We start from the raw sequence: 20,094 nt of genomic DNA, 5'->3' as shown, positions 1-20,094 counted from the left end.
ATCAGGAACTGTAGCAGCGCCGCGACGACAATCACCGAGCGCTATGCAGACGCGAACTCATGAGACCTCTCGATTCATTCTCGGAGGTCTTTATAGAATACGCAGCCTGCCGAACACCAATACCGAATTCGGACCGATCAATACCCAAGGAACAGGATGCTTGACCTACGCAAGTTACGTTACTTTTTGACGGTCGCCGAAGAGCTGCACTTCGGCCGCGCAGCGTTGCGCCTGCACCTCGCCCAGCCACCCTTGACCCGACATATTTCGGCCCTGGAATCCGAGCTGGGCTTTCGCCTGTTCGACCGCACCAGCCGCACGGTAACGCTAACAGCACAAGGCCAGCATTTCCTGCCTTACGCGCGGGCCGTACTGGAACAGGCCAACCTGACCGAAGTCATCGCCGGCAAGCTTGCCGCCGGATCGGCCGGTCAGTTGGCGCTGGGTTACGCCAGTTCGATTGCGCTGTCGGATCTGTTCAGCCAAACCATTCAAGCCTTTGCCCAGCGCTTCCCAGAGGTTCAGCTGACGCTGGTGGAAAGTGCTTCCGGCAGTCTTTATTCGCAAGTAGTCGATGGCCGCATCGATATCGGCATGAGCCGGCTGCAGCCTGAAAGCGGGCAAACCGATGTACAGGTATTGTCTCTCGGGGGAGAACCACTGGTGGCCGCCCTTTCCAGTGACAACCCGCTGGCCAGCCAGGACAAGGTCACCCTGGCCCAGCTCAGTGCGCACCCGTTGATTCTGTTTCCGGCCGATTATGGCTCCGGGCTCAATGAATCCATAGAGCATCTGTACCGATACAACGGTCTGCCAATACGTCCAGGTCCGTCTGGGCGACAGATCACCTCGATCATCGCCTTGGTGGCCGCTGGCCAAGGCGTCGCTCTGGTGCCCCAGTGCACCAGGACCCTGGCCAAAAAGGGGGTGACCTACCGCCCGCTGGCAGACCCCGAAGCCTGCGCGCAACTGCTGATACTCACGCGAACACAAGGACGCACCCTGCTAGTCGAGGCATTCTTGGGCGTGGTCGATGAACTTTTGCAGGGCCGGTAGCACTCCCCTTCATTGAAACCGGCGCCACCTCTCTATCTGTGCACCAAGTATGGCAATCGAACCGATTTGAAAGTTGGCACGCATAAATCCCCCCAATTTTCCCGATACAGAAAGCCCACTACCCAGTTCCCGACTTTCCACTGAACAGGCCTTCCCCGGCCCGTCGCTAGTGGACCAAAAACGCTCAGTCACCCACAGCTAATACTCAACACCGCTCGCTCTGCTCACTAGACTCGTAAAAGCTACGCTTAAACATTGGCCGATCATTGCCCAATGCTGTTGTCCAGCCCGGGGGCGCTTTGCAAGACGCGTAAATGGCGAGGGAATTGAGGAATCCATGACTGACCGCGAGCAACTTCATCGAAATGGCTATGCACTGCTCCGTCGAGCGATTCCGACCAAGTGGCTGGATGACCTTCGTGCCGTGTTCGATGCCGGCGTGAAGCCGGCGGACCAATGGCCAGTGCCGCGTGGCATGGATTGGCGCCATTCGCTGCTGGACGCTGACTCGAAGATTCAGGCTGTGTGTCGTCTGCCGGAGGTGCTGGCGGTGGTGGGTGAGTTGATCGGAGAACGGTTCTTCCTCTCGCAGGTAGAAGGTCGCGAGCCTCTTGCAGGTGGCGGTCATCAGCAGTTGCACCGCGACTTGTCGGCCCAACGGCCAGGCGACATTGTGAATGTCCTGGCCTATTTCGACGATTATGGTCCCGAGAACGGCGCGACACGTATCGTCCCTGGCAGCCATCGCCCTGAACAGGGAGAGCCGCCATTCGACTTCAATGACGAGTCCCGGTCCGTGCAGCTTTCAGGCTCTGCGGGTGACATCCTGGTGTTTGATGTCGATTTAGTGCATGCGGCCAGTCTGAACTTAATCGGCGCACGCCGTCGCTCCATCCTGATAAGTTATTTTTCGGAGCCTCTATATGCGTCACACCTGGAAACGATGAGCCTGCGAAGTATTCGGATGGACACGACCGATCGATTCGATCCCCCGGATTTTGCCTTCGGGGTTATATAGCCTGACCAGGTTGAGTCGACTGTTGGATACACGCTCACCCAAAGTGCCCCAACGGGAACATTTTTCCGAAGGAGAAAAAACTGGAACACCGGCCAGCCATATATTTCATTTGGGTAACATTTCTACTGCATGGAAATAAGCGGGACATACTCCAGCAAAGGACACAAGGCACTCTATGCAGGCCGCGTCATAAGGAATCCAGCGTGCAGGTATTAGCCCTATAGCCTGTCACTGCCGTCAACTCGATGCGGTATAGAACGTCTTAATCCATGGAGTAAACAGTATGAGTCTGTCCAGAAAAATGCTTGTCGGCGTTGCCTTGAGCGGTCTGCTGCTCGGCGGATGCACTTCAAGAGTCACGGAGAAGGAACAGTACTCAGGGTTTCTTCCCGACTACAACAATTTGCAGGAGGTCAGTACACCCAGCGGTGAGAAGGCCATGCGTTGGGTGACCCCGTCCTGGAACCCGAACGCTTATGACACGGTGGCCTTCAAGCGATTGGAACTGTACCCGACACCACAGCCCAATGAACGGGTCAACCGCCAGACGCTGGACCAGTTGCAAACCTACATGACGAACAATGCCAAGAGCGCACTGGGCCAGAAGTACCGTGTGGTACCCAATGTTCCGTCGGCCCCTGCCGGTTCGCGAGTCCTGGTCGTACGCGCTGCGATTACCGGGGTCAGCACGTCCAATGAAGGTATGAAATGGTATGAAGTGGTTCCGGTTGCGGCCGCGATAGGCGCGACTCAGGCGGCCACCGGCCACCGTAATCAAGAGACCGAGTTGTACATTGAGGCCGAGATAATCGACGCAAGTAATGGCCGGACTGTGGCCAAAGTGGTGCGCAAGGTCTTCGGTGAACAATTGAAAAATGCAAGCCAGCCGGTTACCGCTAACGATTTCAAAGCGGCGATCAAAAAACTGGACAGCGATATACAAGCATTCATCGAATAGCAATGAAGTGTCAGTCAGCTTCCGTGGATGACTGTGCTTCTTATCTCAGCCCCCGCAGGAAAAGCTTGGTGCCGTCCAATCTGACGGCGCCAGCCACTCGGGCGCCCGCCTACGTCTATGCAGCTACGCTACACAGGAGCAGCAAGCGGCAGAGCACATTGACACCCGGACTATAAAAACTGCCCTTGCGGCAAGGCGAGATTTATAACCCCGTGCGTAAATGTCGATGCATTCGCGATTGCCTTCTGCGAAAACAGCCGCAACATGACAACTTTGCCCAACGTATCGCTGCGTAAAGCCTCTTCATCCTGGTTGCCGATCAGGACGATATTGGGCGCTACAGACCAGCCGCCAGCCTGCGCATAGAAACGAGCGAGCGGCGGATCACACGTGAAGACGCCGATATCAAGATTACTGCGCTCCATACAACGAGTCGCCGCGGCGACGGTCTTCAACCCAAGGCCTCGCCCCTGACAATCTGGATCGGTCATGACGCAACTCAGCCCGGCGATTTCAAATGTGTCACCCGCATGTTCAATCGCTTTCATTACGACCGCGGCATAACTGACGACCCTGTCGTGCGCGCAGGTATAGAACGAGAATGCATCGAACACCGGATCGTGCAGCGGTATCGCCGTATTGATTTCATCTTCTCCCGTCTCCGGATAGACACGGTTTTGCAGCAAAGCAAACTCTCGTTTCAAAGCCGAAGAGGCCCGAATGTAGGCTATCGCGTCAACAGCCCAAGGCTCTGTTGGCTTACGGTGGATCATTGTTATCCCTTCTCCTGAAATGACATGCCTGATCTAAACCTCGCCCCTCATAGGTGCGGAGGCATCCAGCACATAGTGCTTGCGACAATGTAGTGACGTAAAAAAACTACTCGCACCGTCGGTCTGAAGCCTGAGAACTATAAACGAATGCCGTGCGTCCTAATTCATGCAAACCCACTCACATCGATGGACGCCATCATGCATTTAAAGAAGACGAATTTCGTAGCTTTGATGACATGCGTAATGATGCTGGCTGCAGCGCCTTTACTCCCAATGTCCTCTGCCTATGCAAAAAGTGGTGGCGGCGGAAACAGTGCAGGTCACGGCAGCAGTAGCGGCGCCGGCGGCCAGGGAGTAGGTCATTCTGCTGATGCTGACAGCAATGGCCGTAGCGAAGGCCGTACTGCTGACGCTGATAGCACTGGCCGTAGCGAAGGCCTGGATAGCGATCATGACGGTAAAGCAATCAGGGATCATGGAATCAGTGGCAAGCACACCGGGAGTATTCGCCATGACAGCAAAGGTCATGGTTCGGCGACTTCAGGGATCGCACACTCCAAAACCACACGCGGACTTACAAAGGCCACTGCGATCTCGACCACCACACCTGGCGATCACAATGAAAAGGGGCTGAGTAACGCTGCTACTTCGAGCACCAAACATTCGAGCACCAAACAAGATCAGGATAAAGATCAGTAGAGCCGATCTTTACGTCTTCATGCTCCAGTATGATGCAGAGAGCCCGCCGGTTGCGGGCTTTCTCATTCCACCTCAGCCGACCTTGAACATCTTAACCAGCCTCTTGGCTCGCCTGCGTTTCACGACCTCTTTCAGCCTCTTGAACCAACGCGTTCAAGAGTTCTTCGGTATGGTTTATCGATTCACGTATCTCGTCAAACGCCTCATCCAGAGCTTTTTCGATCTCGAGTGCAGGAGATCCACGTAATGTCTCCTGTATTTCAAGCTCGTCTTGCTTGAATTGCGAAAGGTTGGCGCGCAAGCCCTCTAATCGAAGAGATATCTGCGAGATATGGTGTCGGCGGCGCTGAACCATGATGCTTCTCCTGTTGAGCTCCCATACCTGTTTAGAACGCTGTCTGCAAAGAGATGTTCGCATTTCCTGACCAAAGGATTCGGTCTCGGTAAAAGTCCTTTAGAGAGAACTCTACGACACCATTCGTCGCCTATTAAAACGTGGTGCAGGATACGGCTCAAGGATTGCTAAGTACGCCCGTAGCGGCCCCAGGACGACATAATTCTGACGCGGCAGCAATCAACATTAACGCTTAAGGACTCCAGCGATACGCCTGGTCAGTCACCGGAGATGTAACGTGTCAACTCTCAATGAAATCGCAGCGAACCACGCGAGAATGGCTAAGGCAAACGAAGAAGAGTCGACCGGGCTGAGTGAGCGACACCTTCAAATAGTGGGCAGCTTTGAAATCGCCACCATCGATGCACAACAGCACATTCCACTGCACCTGATCGCCGGGGTGCAGGACAACCACTTCGAACAGGCAACTGGCTACTTGCTCTGACAGCGTTTGATCTCAATACCGGGTTGGTTCGTCATCGGCTTGTCGCAGGCCACGCAGAAAAATTGATATTTTGAACGGTGTGCGAGCAAAACGTGCGGTGAGCTGATCGGGATATCCGGGAGGGTGTCATGGCCGCTGTCAGCGATACGCTGAAGCTGTTTCTCGCGGGCGACGTCATGACCGCCCGCGGCATCGATTCGGTACTGCCGCATCCTGGCGATCCGCGGCTTTACGAAGCTTACGTCAAGCATGCCGGCGATTACGTCCGTCTGGCAGAAAGGCTCAATGGCCCGATTCCCCGCCCGGTCGATTTCGCCTATGTCTGGGGCACCGCGCTGGATGAGTTCGAACTTCGCCAGCCACATGCACGCATCATCAATCTGGAAACTGCGGTGTCCCGCCGCGGACGACCGGAGCCAAAAGGCATCAATTACCGCATGAGCCCGGAGAACTTCCCGGTCATCAGCGCAGCCGGCATCGACTGCTGCATGCTGGCCAACAACCATGTGCTGGACTGGGGGGAAGCCGGTCTTACCGATACGCTAGACACCCTGTCGAGCAACGGTATGCGCAGCGCCGGTGCCGGGCGTAACCGGCAAACTGCCGAAGCGCCTGCCGTGCTGCCGCAGCCTGGCGGAGAGCGCTTGCTGGTGTTTGGCCTCGGGGCCCCCGACTGTGGCATCCCACCGGACTGGGCCGCCACGGACAAGCGCGCAGGCGTTGCGCGGCTGGAGGACCTGTCGATGCAAAGCCTGGACCTTGTGGCCAAACGGATTCTTGTGGGCAAAAAACCGGGAGACCGGGTGGTCGCCTCCATTCACTGGGGCGGTAACTGGGGCTTCGATATCCCGCGGGAGCAGGTCCGGTTCGCCCATGCGTTGATCGACGAGGCCGGAGTCGACGTGGTGCACGGGCATTCCTCGCACCACATCAAGGGTATCGAGGTGTACCGCGAACGCCTGATTCTCTATGGCTGCGGTGATCTCCTGAACGATTACGAAGGTATCGAGAACCACGCAGACTTTCGTGGCGACCTGGGGCTTCTGTACTTTGCCGCCCTGGACCCAAGCGGGTGCCTGCAATCGCTGGACCTGATCCCCATCCACCTTCATCGCTTTCGCATCTGTCGCGCCGAAGGGGATAATCGTCAATGGCTGCACGACACCCTTTCTCGCGAATGCGCACGCTTGGGCAGCCGCATCCAGCCAGGCGCGAAAAATGTCTTCACGTTGTGTTGGTAGGAATTGAGATTGGCGAGACGTTATCAGCAACGCATTTCCCTGTACGAATCCCAGTAACGCCCTGCCTCACTCGAATGGTAGCCAACCCGCTGGATTCAACTGGATAACCTATGGGATCTCAACCGTCAGGGCTCTGACGCCCAGGTAACGTTCAAGCTATTGATAACCGGACACCGGTCAGGGTTGATCTCGCGTTCGCGATGAAGCCAGACCCTGGTTCGCTCGACATCGAATTTTCGCTCGTTCCGTTCCCTCATAACGATGCCGGATATGCCGAAATGCCCGCACTCAGGACAAATCAGTTCAATGCCATCCATTGCGGATTCAATATGTCGCGCGTCTTGCGAGCAGATCAAACACCACATGAGCCACTCCCGAGCACCTGTCAGTTTCCACGACCAAGCAATCTAGCCGCCAACTCATGCCCCACCGCCGGGCATCATCGAACGTCTTCCAGGCGCTGACTTCTCGCCTACCCTCACGGTGCAGGTTGTCAATTAATAGACCATTTCCAACCGTCACGCTACCTCGACAAAAAATTCCTTTTACCCACAGAGAAACCGGCAGCCCTGAACTCGATCGGACGGTCTTGAATACCCTCGACGGGTATCGATCAAGTGACCGCGGCCTCGCCTTTTGTCGCAAGTCGATTGACTGAGGGGAGCCTTTGGAGCCCAGTACTCAACGGGCCAGACCAGATCACACGAAGAAAAAATCATGTCGAAAATAACGTTGATATTCGGTGACTTTCTGGCAGGCGATGCTGAATTTCAATCTGGATTTTTCACTCTGAAATCCGCACTGAAACCTTCTCTCGAACTAAAGATTCCCCTGTCAAATCTGGAAACGCTGGAAACAGCAACCGAAGAAGTCGTCAACAAGAAAGGCAGCGTCATTCGATGGAGTCTGGCGGGAGCATTGCTTCTAGGGCCGATCGGGCTAGTGGCAGGCTGGTTACTATGCGATACAGAAAGGGAAATAACCTTCTACGCAAAATTCAAGGATGGCCGCTGCTTACTGGCCACTACCGATAAAGGTACTTACTCAAAGATCTCTGCTTCTCCCCTCAAGTAACCCCCTCCCCTCAAAGTCAGCCGCTATAGCGGCAAGTGTTCGCCCTGACCAGCAGCTGGCCACTCAGCACGTTTCCTGAAGCATCTGGCAGGGCGAACAGGTAAACCTTACGCGCTCCATAACACCGCGTCCTCAAGCCAATTCTGAACAATTCACAACTGAACAGACACGCTCTGCTGACTGCTAGTCATCCATCCGCCTCAAAACCAACAAAGCCCAGCACTGGGCTGGGCTTTTTCACTCCGTTGAGCTTATCTTTTCGGAGGTTTTTTGTGGCTGTCCAATCGACCGCTCTCCAGCAAATCCTTGTACTTCAACGCCTCAGCTTCACTGTGATAGACGCCGACCAGAACATCTCCCTGAAAGACATCCCACATCCTGATTCCCGCGCTACTTGATTCATGAGACATGTGATGCTCATCGCGCTCTTTGATGGTAATGACCATTTGCACATCCTCTGGATTGAGGCAGGTAAGGTATTTTTTACTCCAGTAATCTCCAAGATTCCATACCGACACGGGCTGCGCATTGAGCCTCCCCTATCTGATCTGGGCCATGACCGCTTTCTTGATGCTCGTGCCCTCCTGCGTGGGGCAACACCGTCGCTCTTCGAGGGGCAGGCATGATTCATGAGTCAATAGCGCTATCGTCACCTGACCGCCTGCGCATTTGGCAATAAGCATGATGCGCATATGGCGAAAACGAATACCCACGCCCAAAATACCTCAACGGTATAAAAAAAATAGAATACGCTAACTATTGATACCCACGTCGAATGGCAGGATTTCATGTTGACAAGGAAGGCTTCATTTTTTTCCGCTGGGTGGACCGATGCCAAACTCAAAGTCGGACACGTCATCCTCTTTGTGGCCATCGTATGCATCTCGCTGATAGCAATCAGTACATGGGGAATCTTCAACTCCCTGGAGTACCATTTGCACGACAAGGAAACCGAGATGTCAAATCTCTCGAAGACTTTATCGTCCAATATCGAGGCAACCCTTACGCAGGCTGACACAGTACTTATAGGGGTCAAGGAACGACTGGAAACAGAAGGCAGCAACGCAGAAAACTTAAAAAAGCTGGAAGAATTACTAAAAATACAACAAAAACGCCTGCCTCAAATACATGGCTTTTTTATCTATGATGAACAAGGACGCTGGCTACTCAATTCAAACGGTGTCATACCCGCAGGCGCCAACAACTCGGACCGTGACTACTTCATTTATCATCGCGACCATACAGACCCGGGCCCTTATCTTGGCCCGTCCATACGCAGTCGTTCAACAAATGAATGGATCATGACGGTATCGCGCCGAGTCAACCATCCAGACGGGAGTTTTGCCGGCGTCACAATTGCTACCATTTACCTAAACTACTTCCTCAATCTTTACGAAGGTGTGGACACCGGAACGAATGGCCTCATCAATCTGGTGAGTTCCAGCGGCAACATTGTGGTGCGCAAGCCATTTCGCGACCAGGACATCGGCATTAACATATCAAAAGGCGAAGTGTTCGCCCTGTTAAAGCCTGACGTGAACTCCGGCACGGCGACCATAAAATCGTTTATCGACGGTGTCGAGCGGGTCATAGGTTTTAGACGCATTAATGGGTACCCCCTTGTCGTCGTCGCCGAATTTGATCGAAATGAAGTACTGGCGGACTGGCGGAGCGAATCCCTCGCCAGCCTGATCATTTCCTCCATATTATTAATAATCCTCAGCTTTATTGGTTATCGACTCATCAAACTCATGGGTCAGCAAATTCAAGCGCAAAGAGAATTGCAAGCCTCTCAGAAAGACTACATTGAAGCCAATAAGATTCTTGGTTTGATGGCCCTCGAAGATGGACTGACACGGCTGGCCAACCGACGCCACTTTGATTTCTTCATAGAAGCTGAAGTTGCCAGGAAAAAACGCAAGAAACTGGACGGCACCGCACTGATCATGATCGACGTTGACCTCTTCAAGAGCTACAACGACCTCTACGGCCACGTACAGGGTGATGAGTGCCTGAAGGCCGTGGGCGCAATAATCAGAAAGCATGTAAACCGAACCGGTGATCTCGCCGCCCGGTACGGCGGGGAAGAGTTTGCCGTTGTACTGTCAAACACCGATTATGTCGGGGCTTTCCTGCTGGCCGAAAAAATCCGACTCGATTTGGAGCACGCTAAAATACAACACAGCGACTCTCCACTAGGGGTGGTCACGATCAGTATTGGCATTAGTTCACTCTCCGAACGGGAAGTCGATACGGTAGAGAGCTTGGTGGATATCGCCGACAAAGCGCTATACATCGCCAAGTCCAGCGGGAGAAACAGGACCGTCATATCAAATTAGCAAGGATGGCGACGGCAGTAAAAAAGCAGCCAAGCAGTAGCTGGCCGCTTCGTCACCTCGAAGCAAAAATCTCCATCTAATCCGACGTTACCGATTCCCTGGAACGATTTGGCCGACTGGCCATCTTCCCTTCGGCATCGCAATGCAATAGGGAAACGTTGTAATCGTAGGTCGATATCAAGGGCACGGGATCATCATTGCGGGCCATCTCAAGCCATCGCCTTGTACGTTCAAGGTCAAAGGATTCGTGCGTCAACGTCATTTTCGCAACAAGATTGGCCGAGACTTTGAAGTGTCCACAACCGGCTGAGCATTTGACCTCTGAGCAGTCTCCCGGCGCGTGAACAGTCTTGGCGGCAGCCTGACAAATTAAGCACTTCATATGAGATCTCCCTATCGATGACTTCTCAACTGTAGCCGATCCCCGGCCGAAAACGAGAAAAGCCCTGCAAGCGTAAACTTGCAGGGCTTCTCGGTCAGACTGACCTTCTCATCAAGCCGGGCAACCAATGGCTTCCCGGCTTTTTGAATGCGTTGTGCTTATCGGATTTTGTCAGTGGTCGAAGTCACTGCCTTACTCAAACCTTTTGCATTGTGATCACCGGGCGTTGTCGCCGAGATAGCCGTCGCTTTCGTCACCCCTCGCGTTGTTTTCGAGTGCGCAATACCCGAAGTCACTGCCCCATGACCACGATGGCTATCGCGATCACGTCCAAGGTGGTCATCACGGTCACGTCCAACGTGGTCATCGCGATCACGTCCAAGGTGTTTACCGCTCAATCCACGGTCTCGAACAGCCCGGCCGTCGTGATCGGTTTCCTGGCCTTCAGCGCGACCATTGCTCTTGGCGCCCGCAGAGTGACCTTCACCCGCATGAGCACCACCGCCACCGCTGCCGCCGCCATTTCCGCCACCACCACCATTTCCACCACCATTACCGCCGCCGTTACCGCCGCCGTGACCACCACCTTCTTTGGCATAGGCCGTACCCATTACAGACAACCCGGCGGGGAGCAGAGGCGCGGCAGCAATCATCAATACGCACGACATAACTGCGGCTAGCTTCTTGTTTTTCAAAGGCATGATAGATTCCATAGTGGTTCGTTTTTTACAAATTGTCTGACAAAAGCACTTGCTTGTAGTTCAGAACAGACGACGAACGGATCCATGCCCCTGTATTGATGGAATCGGTTGCACTGACAGTCGATGCCTTCTTGTTAGCCAGCCGCACAAACAGGACGATGCGAACATTGACTCAACGGCACTCTGCCTACTGATCGAGAGCGCCGTTTAGAACCTCATAAATAATCCCGGTAGTAATAGCGACAAGAATCAGATCGGTCCCGGCCTGCTGCCATTCATAACCATCGTAATGAGGCAATCTGCCGATCAGCCGGCCATCCAGTTTCCTGGCGATACCGGGAGGCAGGGGTTTTCCGCGGGCGAGGTTTTTCTGAATACCGGGAGGTAGTGCCGGACCTGGTCTCCAGTAGTCGCGGTAACCACCGATGATGCCAAGGACACTGCCACGGTCGATGCTCGGCCCTTGGTCCCAGCTTCTGTCATCGTACGGTTTTTTGCCCTTGCCATGACCTCCCTGGTTTCCATGGCCCTGGCCGCCGCCATTACCCGGGTCGGCAAAAGCTGTCGCAGAACCCGTGACAAGGGCAAGGCAGGTAACAGCTGCAATCAGCGAGCGCGATCTGAACATGTCCGTTCTCTCAGATAAGGGTTATCCCCTGCACTGTAGACGGTATTGGAGGGTTTAGTTCCTGTCTCTGGCCAAGCTGATCAGAGTCGTACATTGCGGCTCGCGGATGGCCGTTGACCACCCGCGAGCCAGCACCATCAGGCCAGCAACTTACGTTCGTCTTTACCGTACTTGAGCGATTTTTCGTCCGGAATCATCAGACCGGTATGCTCGTCGCGCCCCTGCAGGATGAAACGGGCGTCCGGCTTACCCAATTGGGTGGCAGCCTGCTGGCTGTCGGCACCAATCTCGCCTTTCTTCATGCGGTTGACGATCACGCCCACCGCCGTGTCGTTGAAGTCGCGCAGCATCCATGCATCACCGTCGCTGTCACCGGCCACCAGCACCGGGCCGTAGCCCTTCTGTTTCACCAGTACATTCTTGATGCCGACGGTCTTGCCCGGCCCGTAATTGAAGTGCCAGTCCGGTTGATAGCGACTGGTGTACTTGCCGTTTTCCATCGCCATGCGCAGGCCGATCACGTTCTCGGGCGGTACGCCGTAGCCGTAGTTGGGGTGGCCGGCGAACACCCGCACCACGTCGTCGATCGAGGCGGTGCTGACGTAGACGTCGATACCGTTGGCGCGCAACGTGTGCATCAGGCCGCGGATTTCCTCATGGATGCGAATGCCATGGAAGTGCGTGTCCGCCACCACCCCTGCCTTGCCCGGCAACGTACGTGAACTCTCGTACTTGACCTTGCGCAGCGCGTCGCCCATGGCGTAGTTGTTGGAGGCCTCGGCCATCGCCTGCAATTCGGCCGTGGTCATGTTCTTGTAGAAGTACAGAATCCACTTGTAGCCGATTTCCACCGGGTAGCTGTCGCAGATCGCGTCGTACATGAAGTAGAGCTTGGCGAGAAAGTCCTTGTACTGCTCGCTGGCCTGGATCTCTTCCAGGCTTTTGTCGCCCGCAAGTCCCTTGTAGTTGGCGTGCAACCAGCGGTAGTCAGCTTCCACGTCGCTGGAGATGTCTTCCATGGTGACCGGTTTACCGTCCACCGTGGTGTAGTCCTTCATGAACGCGCCGTTCGGCACGTCCTGGCGCAGCACGGCGGCGAACTCATCGGGCGTCAGCTTGTACTGCAAATGATTGATCTGATAGACCAACAGCGCTTCTTCACAGTCATTCATGATGCAGGTGTTGTCCCAGTCGAACACCGCGTACGGGCGTTGGTCAGGACGGTAAGACGCGCTTTTGACGCCGTGCTGGTCAATGACCGCCTGCAGGCGCTGGGTGTTCAGTGGCGACCAGCGTGCCGGATCCAGCGCGCTCGGTGTGGCCGCGGGCGTGGCGGCTTGCGTTATACGGGAGGACAACAACAGCGGGGTTACGACGGAAACAGTAGCGAGGGTGTTCAGAAACTGGCGACGCTGCATGGTATAGCTCCTACTTCTAGACGATAGGTTACAACCGAGGCGATGGCGAAAGCGTGTTTCGAAAATAAGGACGAGGGGAAAAAACGTCCCGCGACGAGGCTAACTTCAAATACACAAAAACACAATATTGCCACAATATTACATTTTGATGATTTGCAGACCGCGCCTGATCGATGCTGATGGAGGCCGGGGCGAACTTGACAGTGACCGACGCCCCTCCACAATGCATCCTCGGAAAGCGACTCAAACAGCAGGGACACCAGGCATGTGGCAAGAAGAGCGTTACCAGCGAATCCGCGCACTGCTATCGACGTTGCAGCGCGTCACCACCGACCGCATCGTCACGGAGCTGAATGTTTCACGCGAGACCGTGCGGCGCGATCTGGTCGCCCTGGAAGACCTTGGGGAGTTGAAGCGGATACACGGCGGCGCCATTCGCGTCGAAGACGAAGCGCCCATCGCCGAGCGGGCGCACAGCAATGTCAAATTCAAGCGTGACCTCGCGCGGGCAGCGGTCGGCCTGCTGTCGCACGGACAGACCGTGTTTATCGACGCGGGCACCACCACTGTCATTCTTGCCGAAGAGCTGGCGAAGCTGGGCGGGCTGACCGTGATCACCAACTCATTCAACGTGGCGCTACAACTGCGTAATCCCGCCACCTCGGGCGGCCAGCACAACGAGGTGATCGTGCTCGGCGGTTCGCTCGACGACCGTGCTCCCGCTACGGTTGGCGGCACCACGGTGGCAGAGATTGGCCGCTATCGGGCCGACCTCGCGCTGTTGTCGCCCGTCGGCATCGACGCCCAGCGCGGTGCCAGCAACTACGACCACCGTGAGGCCGAAGTGGCCCGCGCCATGGCCGAGCATGCCGAGCGCGTGGTCATCCTCGCCGACTACAGCAAGATCGGCGTGGAGAGCCGCGTAGCCTTCTGTCCCCCAGAGCGCATCGACGTGCTCATCACCAACCACAAGGCCAGCACCGAAGCAGCGTTCGCTGCATTGAACGCCAAGCTGAAACACATCATCCTGGCGTAGCTCACATCAGTGAGGCTTCTCTACTGAAAGCGTGATGACGGACCTGATTCGATGTGCCGCAAGCCGGCTGCAGAAAGCCGAGTAAGGCCTGCCGTGTGTCATGCCAGGCCGCCGGGTGTTCCATATCGAGGAAGTGCCCGGCGTTCTTGATGGTATGGAACCGGGACTGACGGGCATGAGCGGCAAAAAGCCGGGCGTCCTCCACCGAGGTGTATTCATCCCATTCGCCGTTGATGAACAACATCGGGACTTCGATCGCGTCGGCACAGACCGAGTAGCAGTGGATGTCCTGGGTCAGGATCTCGTTGACGTGGAAATGCATCTGCCGGTATTCGTGTTCGGCCAGGCTGCTGACATGCCGGTGATTGAAACGCTTGAACAACGATGGCAGGTGCTTGCCGATGGTGCTGTTGATCAAGTGCCCGACATTGGGCCGATCACAGGCCTGGAGAAAGTTCAGGCCGCTCTCCAGGTAATCGCGCATCGGCGCATTGATCCGCGCTGCAAATGAATTGATCACCGCCTTCTCGATTCGACGCGGCCGCTGGGCCAGCGCCAGCAAGGTCGCCGCGCCGCCCCAGGAAAAGGACAGCACATGGTGCACGGAAAAGTGTTCGATCAATTCCAGCAGGATCTGCGCCTCGTCTTCCTTTCGGATCGGTTGGCCATGAAGGTTGTGCTCTCTCGACTGACCGGCGTAAGGCTGGTCGTACAGCACCACATTGAATCGCGGCTGCAGGTAACGCACCGTTTGAGCAAAGGATGCGGTAGTTGCCAGCGAGCCGTTGACCAGAATGATGGTTTTGTCAGCGGCGGCGTTGAGATAGTGCTCGGTATAAACCTTGTACTTCTTGCAAATCTCGACGATGGCAGTTTTCGGCATCATGTCATTTTCTTCCCTGAACAAATTTAACTAAGCGCACAGCGTGAGCGACTTCCCGGACGGTCTTTGTGACTGATAAGTCACTGACTGACCGGAGGTTCAGAGTTAAGCAGGGATTTTCCCGTCTGCAAGAGCCCGAACGAGTTATTTCGTTGCCCCGTGGCACACGATGATCCGACTCGCAGTCCCGGACTCTAAAACCCGATGTAGAGGCCTCGCCCGGGTTCGCTGCCATCGCTTAACACCTGCACCTATGGGAAGATGCTTACCGCCTTGAGTCGGCGATGAGTTGAGTCGACCCTCTACTTCCAATGCCTGAACTATCAATCATGAACCGGACCACACGCGTATCGAGCACCTGGACCACAGCCCTTTGCAGGCTATGTCTGTCGGTATCGCTGCTGATGACCTATAACGCGTGCGGTGCACCATTACCGGTTGAACTGTTTATCCCCGATGCGCCCCCCTTGACGTTTGTCGATGATCCCAAAGGTCACGGAATCGTCGGAGACGCTGTCCTGATGGCCATTGCCAACGCCGGCTATGCCGCTGATGTACAGGCGCTGCCTTGGGCCAGAGCGCAAAAACACGTCAGTGAGAAGCAGGACATCCTGATAGCCCCGTTGTCACGTACGCCAGAACGTGAGGAGCACTTCAGCTGGATCGCTCCCGTCATGTCCATGGAGCGAGCCTTTTTCAGTCTTGACCGGCCAGTGAGCAGCTTCGCTGAAGCCAGGAAAACCTACCGCGTGATCGGTGTAGGCCTGGGTAGCGCACAAGAGGAAATCCTGCGCGCACAGGGCTTCGACAACCGACAGATCTACCCGCTGACCATTGGCGACAACCCCGCGCAAATGCTTTTGAGAGGACGCATCGATGCCTGGTTCAACGGTGTCCCGGAAACTCAATACATTTGGTCGAAGGTGTCTCGACGCACGCTGCTGATGAGTCCCGTCATGAACAGAACAGATCTCTATCTGGCCTGCTCGAAACAATGTTCCCCTCAACAAATACGAGCCTTGCGCAAAGCGGTTGAAACGCTTCGCAGGGACGGCACCCTGGCACGAATACAAAAGGGCTATTTGTCGCAATAAGCGCTGTTTCAAATACATGCAGCGCGGTCTTGAGTCTCTCCGGTACCGGACTACGCTTCGCTGATGGTCGCCGTCACCTTTGCTGGTGGTCTGCAACTGATCGACATCGGATGCGCCGGGTCTACACCACCAGGGACTGAACCATGGATCTCAAGGAAATCGACATTCTCGGTTCAAGCATCGGTCAGCATTGGTATTACTGTTCAAAAGCTGCGGCGATGACTCGTCTGCTGGGTGATACCCCCGTCAAAAGGATTCTCGACATTGGCGCCGGCTCCGGCTTTTTCACCCAGCATCTGCTGGCCCGGACAACCGCCACCGAGGCCTGGTGCGTTGATATCAGCTATGAGGCGGACTCAGACACCACAACCGCCGGTAAACCGCTGCACTACCGTCGTTCGATTGATTCGGTGGACACCGATCTGGTGCTGTTGATGGACGTACTGGAGCATGTCGATGACGATGTCGGATTGCTCAAGGCCTATGTCGATAAAGTCCCGTCCCGCAGCCGTTTCCTGATGACGGTGCCGGCGTTCCGGTTTCTCTGGAGCGGGCACGACGAGTTCCTCGAACACAAGCGTCGCTACACCTTGCCGCAACTGGAAACGGTGGCCAGGGACGCCGGCTTGACGGTGATGCAAGGGGTCTATTACTTCGGCCTGGTGTTCCCGATTGCGGCGACCCTGCGGTTGTTGCCAACAGGCGCACAACCGTCGGCACCACGCTCGCAACTCAAGCGCCATCATCCGCTGGTCAATACCCTGCTGAAGACGCTGTGCACCCTCGAACTTCCGTTCATGCGCGTAAACCGTCTGGCCGGTCTGACCGTGTTTTGTCTGGCTCGCAAGCCGTGACCTCAGCTGAACAGTCAGCGTTGGTCAACGGCGTGGCATTCAGCAAAGTGGTCCCTTGAAGATCAAGAGCGACCCACCGAACCCGAGACCGGCAGATTTCCGAGCAGGTTGAGTCCGGTGATCTTCACAAAAGTCTCATAGTCCACTGGCTTCTCAATGCGGGTTTCCGCGTTAGGTAGCACATAAGCCCAGGCACGTTTGGACGAAGCGTCGTACACCAGTTTGAACAGGCGGTTTGGCACCCAGACCTTGTTGTCGCCAATGGTGGTATGACCTGCATCAAAGAGCGGGCCGGTGAAGACAAAGACATTGCCATCGGCACGCTTCGCGAACTTCCTGACATCAGACTCGACCTTGCTCCAGATCTTGCGGTTATTGGTCGGGTCTTGCGGCACCATGTTCGACAGTGCAAAGGTCTGGGCCATTGCATGCGGATTCGGGGCATCGGCGGCCGGGGACTGATGGCCACGATCCACGGCCGGATGCTGGCCGCGGTAGTCGCTCAACTCTGCCCGCCCGTCCTTGGGAATGCGTGGGTCCGGATAGAACTGATTGGTTCGCTCCTCTCCTTTGGCATCTGCCAGCTGGGCTGAATTCAGACGCTCAACCACAACCAATGGCGTCTTGCTGGTTTGCGAATACAGCACCGCAAAGTTGTCGGAACACAGGGCCAAGGGCTTCATCGTTGCAGCCACGATGGCCATGCTGATCGGCCTGGCTGCCGGGAACAGGTCTGCGCACCCATCAAACGATGCCTGTTGCTGCTTGCTTGAATACAACTCGATCGCCGCGCTCTGGCTGATCGAGCCTGAACGGTGCCCCTGCTCCTCATGCTGGCTGGACGGCTTGAGGAAATCCAGCAGGTTGCGAGCTTCTGCCGTACCGGTCGAGAACAAAACAAGGGCCGACAGCCCCACTGCTATTTTGCGTAGGTTCATGCTTGGAATCTTTGAATTGGATTAAGGGAGGATACTGGCGGCAAAGCCCTGAAATCGTCGGCACGAAAAAAGAGGCCAATGCCTCTTTTTTAATGCGGACAACATAATAACCAGACTCGCAGCTAGCGTCTGACCTATTGAAATCAAAGGAGTTTCTTTTACTCCAAAAACAAGAGTGGGCATGATCCGCAAAGACGTGATCGACGACACTAAAAGCTCGGGAAACCCTCCCGGGACTTTTTCGTTTCTGCGTCGCTTTTGCATTTCTGTGCGACAGATCTCACTTAAGGGACTCCCGTACCACTTCCTCATGGTGTTAGTTTGGAAATGTTTCTGTCTCATCGATCAGAAATTTCTCACAAACCACCTGCAAAGGAATGCCCCCAGCAATGGACTTCTCACTCAAGCACCTGGCCGCGACAACGTTGATGCTGGCCAGCCTTTCGGCGTTCACCACGTCAGCTCACGCCAACATCACACCGCTACAGAGCGCGACTATCCTCAAGACTTTCAGTGACGCATCGGTCACGGACTTCAGGCAGTTCCTGGGCAGCCTGGCCAACAGCGACCTCGCCAAAACCGCCGGCTTCGGCCCGGCAATCAATGCTTTCCAGGGCAACAAGCCCCTTTCTCCTGAACAGCAGAACGAGATCCATCGCCTGCTTGGCATCTACGCACGGGTGAAATACGGTAACGCTGCCACCGAGACTCTGCGCGAACTGGTGGCAATCCCGACCTTCCGCGTGGAGGGCGTTGCCCAGCACGATAATCCCGAATTCATCAAGATCGCCGACAAGCTCAAGGGCCTTGCCGAGGCTTTCAACCTGAACTTTCGCAACATCGACAACCGCGTCTATGAAATCTCCCTCGAAGGTGCTGGCGATGAAGTCGTGGGCATTCACGCACATGCCGACGTAGTCCCCGTGACTCCGGAAAACTGGGTCCTGAAAGACGGCACCCGACTCGATCCGTTCAAGGTCACCCAGGTCGGCGACCGCATGTACGGCCGGGGCACCGAGGATGACAAAAACGGTATCGTAGTGGCGCTCTACGCCATGAAGATCATCAAGGAAGAGCAGCTGCCGCTGGCGAGGAATTTCAAGCTGCTGGTAGACACCACCGAGGAAACCACCGGCGACGCCATCCCCTATTACTTCGAACACAACCCGACACCCAATTACAACCTGGCGCTGGATGGCGGCTACCCGGTGGTGATTGCCGAGAAAGGCTACGGCACCGTCATGGCGAGCTTTGCCCGACGTAAGGCTGAAGGCAGCGGCGCCGAAATCACCTCAATGACGGGCGGCCTGGCCACCAACCAGATACCGTCGACCTCGGTCGCCACCGTTGTGGGTGACAAGCCTGCCGAATTGGCCGCCAGCTTGCAGAAGGCCGGCACTGATTATGCCAAGCGCAATGGCGGCAACTTCGAGGTGACCGCCAAGGTCGTCGGCAAGGACGTCAAGCTGACGGTCACCGGCGTTTCCGCCCACTCCTCCGAGCCCGAGTCAGGCGTCAACCCGGTGGCAAGGATGCTGGGCTTGATCAACAACCTCGACGGTAAGGTTGCGCTCAAGCACAACCACATTACCGACGCCGCCCGCTACGCTGCCGACAACTGGGGGCTGGACTACCTGGGTGGCACATTGGGGGTCGGTTTTACCGATGCCTTCATGGGACCGCTGACCACGTCCCTGACCTATGTCGGGATGGATGACAAAGCCTTCAAGCTCGCGGTCAACCTGCGCGTGCCGGTCGGTAAATCCCCGGAGACGCTCAAAACCGAAATCGCCGATAAGCTTGGCGCCTGGAGCAAGCAGACCCGGATTGCCGTGGCCTTCAACTACTCGATCGCCGAGCCGATGCACCGCAACCCTGAGGGTGAATGGGTCAAGGCCCTGCTGGCCGTGGCCAGTGAAAATCTTGGCATGGAACACAAGTTCGGCACCTCCGCCGGCGCCACCTCGGTCCATGAACTGCCCAATGGCGTGCAATTCGGCCTGGCCAGGCCCGAGGTCAAGTACACCGGCCACACCGACAATGAATTCAAGACTGTCGACCAGTTCCTGCTGGACCTGCAGATCGTGACCGAGATGCTGGGGCGCGTCGGGCAATTGCCGAAGCTCTGATCCGCCTTTCGGACCCGCTATTCTGGCGGGTCCA

General features: G+C 55.9%; 20 protein-coding genes. 12 read left to right on the top strand and 8 right to left on the bottom strand.

Features of this window, described 5'->3' with window-relative positions:
* Positions 1-156: 156 nt before the first annotated feature.
* The 3 genes from AC3WK5_RS25190 (at position 157) to AC3WK5_RS25180 (ending at position 3,032) form a co-directional block, all read left to right on the top strand.
* The gene (locus AC3WK5_RS25190; protein WP_103317963.1) at positions 157-1,056 is read left to right on the top strand and encodes a LysR family transcriptional regulator; all 900 of its coding nucleotides are present in this window, start codon (positions 157-159) and stop codon (positions 1,054-1,056) included.
* Positions 1,057-1,393: 337 nt separating this feature from the next.
* The gene (locus AC3WK5_RS25185) at positions 1,394-2,074 is read left to right on the top strand and encodes a phytanoyl-CoA dioxygenase family protein (RefSeq protein ID WP_103317964.1); all 681 of its coding nucleotides are present in this window, start codon (positions 1,394-1,396) and stop codon (positions 2,072-2,074) included.
* 283 nt (positions 2,075-2,357) lie between these two features.
* Positions 2,358-3,032 (top strand): DUF3313 domain-containing protein, encoded by a 675-nt coding sequence (locus tag AC3WK5_RS25180; protein WP_103317966.1) that lies wholly within the window; start codon positions 2,358-2,360, stop codon positions 3,030-3,032.
* Between the two features lie 170 nt (positions 3,033-3,202).
* On the opposite strand, the gene AC3WK5_RS25175 is transcribed toward AC3WK5_RS25180, so the two are convergent.
* Entirely contained in the window at positions 3,203-3,805 is a 603-nt protein-coding gene (locus AC3WK5_RS25175; protein ID WP_103317968.1) for a GNAT family N-acetyltransferase, read from the bottom strand.
* Positions 3,806-4,003: 198 nt separating this feature from the next.
* Here AC3WK5_RS25175 and AC3WK5_RS25170 point away from each other — a divergent pair, with 198 nt between their 5' ends.
* Positions 4,004-4,504, top strand: coding sequence for a hypothetical protein (locus AC3WK5_RS25170; RefSeq protein WP_103317971.1), 501 nt, complete (start codon positions 4,004-4,006; stop codon positions 4,502-4,504).
* A 91-nt stretch (positions 4,505-4,595) separates the two neighbouring features.
* Here AC3WK5_RS25170 and AC3WK5_RS25165 read toward each other — a convergent pair whose 3' ends face one another.
* Positions 4,596-4,859: a hypothetical protein gene (locus AC3WK5_RS25165; RefSeq protein WP_054596954.1), complete on the bottom strand. Its 264-nt coding sequence runs from the start codon at positions 4,857-4,859 to the stop codon at positions 4,596-4,598.
* Between the two features lie 277 nt (positions 4,860-5,136).
* Between AC3WK5_RS25165 and AC3WK5_RS25160 the strand changes: the two genes are divergently transcribed.
* The 3 genes from AC3WK5_RS25160 to AC3WK5_RS25150 all read left to right on the top strand — a co-directional run bounded on the left by AC3WK5_RS25160 (position 5,137) and on the right by AC3WK5_RS25150 (position 7,658).
* Positions 5,137-5,343, top strand: a complete 207-nt coding sequence (locus AC3WK5_RS25160; protein WP_103317972.1) for a hypothetical protein — start codon at positions 5,137-5,139, stop codon at positions 5,341-5,343.
* Positions 5,344-5,471: 128 nt separating this feature from the next.
* Complete coding sequence (locus tag AC3WK5_RS25155) at positions 5,472-6,584, top strand: CapA family protein (RefSeq protein ID WP_103317974.1); 1,113 nt, start codon at positions 5,472-5,474, stop codon at positions 6,582-6,584.
* A gap of 717 nt (positions 6,585-7,301) precedes the next feature.
* Complete coding sequence (locus AC3WK5_RS25150; protein WP_103317978.1) at positions 7,302-7,658, top strand: hypothetical protein; 357 nt, start codon at positions 7,302-7,304, stop codon at positions 7,656-7,658.
* A gap of 251 nt (positions 7,659-7,909) precedes the next feature.
* On the opposite strand, the gene AC3WK5_RS25145 is transcribed toward AC3WK5_RS25150, so the two are convergent.
* Positions 7,910-8,104 carry a hypothetical protein gene (locus AC3WK5_RS25145; RefSeq protein WP_054596949.1) on the bottom strand — a complete coding sequence of 65 codons (195 nt, stop codon included), beginning with the start codon at positions 8,102-8,104 and terminating at the stop codon, positions 7,910-7,912.
* 342 nt (positions 8,105-8,446) lie between these two features.
* Here AC3WK5_RS25145 and AC3WK5_RS25140 point away from each other — a divergent pair, with 342 nt between their 5' ends.
* Entirely contained in the window at positions 8,447-9,997 is a 1,551-nt protein-coding gene (locus tag AC3WK5_RS25140; RefSeq protein WP_103317981.1) for a sensor domain-containing diguanylate cyclase, read from the top strand.
* A 540-nt stretch (positions 9,998-10,537) separates the two neighbouring features.
* On the opposite strand, the gene AC3WK5_RS25135 is transcribed toward AC3WK5_RS25140, so the two are convergent.
* From AC3WK5_RS25135 to AC3WK5_RS25125, 3 genes are all read right to left on the bottom strand, one after another.
* Positions 10,538-11,080: a hypothetical protein gene (locus AC3WK5_RS25135; protein WP_256585256.1), complete on the bottom strand. Its 543-nt coding sequence runs from the start codon at positions 11,078-11,080 to the stop codon at positions 10,538-10,540.
* A gap of 187 nt (positions 11,081-11,267) precedes the next feature.
* Positions 11,268-11,708, bottom strand: a complete 441-nt coding sequence (locus AC3WK5_RS25130; RefSeq protein ID WP_054596946.1) for an anti-virulence regulator CigR family protein — start codon at positions 11,706-11,708, stop codon at positions 11,268-11,270.
* Between the two features lie 137 nt (positions 11,709-11,845).
* Positions 11,846-13,126 carry a haloacid dehalogenase-like hydrolase gene (locus AC3WK5_RS25125; RefSeq protein ID WP_054596945.1) on the bottom strand — a complete coding sequence of 427 codons (1,281 nt, stop codon included), beginning with the start codon at positions 13,124-13,126 and terminating at the stop codon, positions 11,846-11,848.
* Positions 13,127-13,391: 265 nt separating this feature from the next.
* On the opposite strand from AC3WK5_RS25125, the gene AC3WK5_RS25120 reads away from it, so the two are divergent.
* Positions 13,392-14,162 (top strand): DeoR/GlpR family DNA-binding transcription regulator, encoded by a 771-nt coding sequence (locus tag AC3WK5_RS25120; protein WP_103317987.1) that lies wholly within the window; start codon positions 13,392-13,394, stop codon positions 14,160-14,162.
* A 1-nt stretch (position 14,163) separates the two neighbouring features.
* On the opposite strand, the gene AC3WK5_RS25115 is transcribed toward AC3WK5_RS25120, so the two are convergent.
* Entirely contained in the window at positions 14,164-15,048 is an 885-nt protein-coding gene (locus AC3WK5_RS25115) for an alpha/beta fold hydrolase (protein ID WP_103317989.1), read from the bottom strand.
* Between the two features lie 326 nt (positions 15,049-15,374).
* Between AC3WK5_RS25115 and AC3WK5_RS25110 the strand changes: the two genes are divergently transcribed.
* Both AC3WK5_RS25110 and AC3WK5_RS25105 read left to right on the top strand, forming a co-directional pair.
* Positions 15,375-16,139, top strand: a complete 765-nt coding sequence (locus AC3WK5_RS25110) for a substrate-binding periplasmic protein (RefSeq protein ID WP_103318065.1) — start codon at positions 15,375-15,377, stop codon at positions 16,137-16,139.
* A gap of 143 nt (positions 16,140-16,282) precedes the next feature.
* Positions 16,283-16,993, top strand: a complete 711-nt coding sequence (locus AC3WK5_RS25105; protein ID WP_103317992.1) for a methyltransferase domain-containing protein — start codon at positions 16,283-16,285, stop codon at positions 16,991-16,993.
* A 62-nt stretch (positions 16,994-17,055) separates the two neighbouring features.
* Here the strand turns inward: AC3WK5_RS25105 and AC3WK5_RS25100 are convergent, their stop codons facing one another.
* A complete protein-coding gene (locus tag AC3WK5_RS25100; protein ID WP_103317994.1) occupies positions 17,056-17,931 on the bottom strand; it encodes a DNA/RNA non-specific endonuclease in 876 nt (291 codons plus the stop codon).
* A 389-nt stretch (positions 17,932-18,320) separates the two neighbouring features.
* On the opposite strand from AC3WK5_RS25100, the gene AC3WK5_RS25095 reads away from it, so the two are divergent.
* On the top strand, positions 18,321-20,060 hold the full coding sequence (locus AC3WK5_RS25095) for a dipeptidase (protein WP_103317996.1): 1,740 nt from the start codon (positions 18,321-18,323) through the stop codon (positions 20,058-20,060).
* The last annotated feature ends 34 nt before the right edge of the window (positions 20,061-20,094 follow it).

The organism is Pseudomonas sp. FW306-02-D09B (assembly GCF_058782685.1).
This window is presented reverse-complemented; position numbering and strand designations above follow the sequence as displayed.